The following is a 1034-nucleotide window of genomic DNA, read 5'->3' on the forward strand; positions in this document are numbered from 1 at the left end:
GCCCACCACCCCCGGGACGAAGCTGTACTGGCGGCTGTACCACCGCGGCCGCCAGGGGGAGGACACCATGGCGCTGGACATCGGCGCGCCGGGCGCCGCGACGACACCCGTACGGAAACGGCCGCACGGTCACGAACTGCCGCGGACTTCGACGTTCCGGATCCCGCACCGGCTCTGCGCCGCGCCCCGGTCCCCGCGCGGAGCGCTGTCCCGCGAATGGCGGCGGAGAGCCCCGCCCGAGCCGCCCGCCGGTCGCTCCGCGCAGCCGTGAATCGAGGCGTTTCTGCAGGTAGGGGCGGGTTTGCTTAATGGATTTCGCGCTACGGCGCAGGTCATGTAATGTTGTTCTCGCAACGCCGACCGGGAAGAAAAAAGCCCGGAACGCCAAGCACTCGTAGCTTAACGGATAGAGCATCTGACTACGGATCAGAAGGTTGCAGGTTCGAATCCTGCCGAGTGCACAGCAAGCGAGAGGCCCCGGAGAAATCCGGGGCCTCTCGCGTTGTCCGGGTCCCGGCGTACCGCGGCGAAATGCGGCACGGGCGCGGGGCGCTCGGCGGACAATGGCCGCATGACGTTGACGATTTGGGTCGATGACTGGCAGATCCAGTGCTGCGGGGAGCGCTTCGCGCCGGGGGACGTCGTCTCGTGGACGCTGCTGGAGGTCGATCCGGAGGAGTACGCCCGTGTCGTCGGCAGTGAGCGCGCGGCCGGGATCGACTTCCGCGAGGAGCACCACGGCCAGGGGGAGGAGCACGCGCCCACCTCGGTGGAGGTGGTGTCGATCGACGAGGTGCACTGCCGTTACGAGGTGCCCCCGGGCGCCACGGACAAGGTGAACCACCCCGTTCCCGGCACGACCGTGCTGGTTCCGGTCGAGGAGGCGGACGGGTGGGCGAAGGGCGGACCGGAGCTCCGCTTCGCGGGCTACCTGGTGACCGCCCGGCGTGCCGCGGACGTGGCGGGAGGCGCGGCTGCCCGCGGCCGATGAGGAGGCCGGCGGGGCGAACTGCCACCGGTCGGCGGGCGGTCAC

The 1034-nt window shown here is 70.5% G+C and carries 1 protein-coding gene, 1 tRNA gene and 1 pseudogene; all 3 read left to right on the plus strand.

Annotated elements, in window-relative coordinates; genetic code table 11:
- A pseudogene (locus EAO76_RS18425) lies at window positions 1-271 on the plus strand (hypothetical protein); the annotation flags it as partial.
- A gap of 117 nt (window positions 272-388) precedes the next feature.
- Window positions 389-461, plus strand: a tRNA-Arg gene (locus EAO76_RS18430).
- Between the two features lie 110 nt (window positions 462-571).
- Window positions 572-991, plus strand: a complete 420-nt coding sequence (locus EAO76_RS18435) for a DUF6578 domain-containing protein (RefSeq protein ID WP_148837034.1) — start codon at window positions 572-574, stop codon at window positions 989-991.
- Window positions 992-1034 lie beyond the last annotated feature (43 nt).

The organism is Streptomyces sp. sk2.1 (assembly GCF_008120935.1).
Classification (GTDB): domain Bacteria; phylum Actinomycetota; class Actinomycetes; order Streptomycetales; family Streptomycetaceae; genus Streptomyces.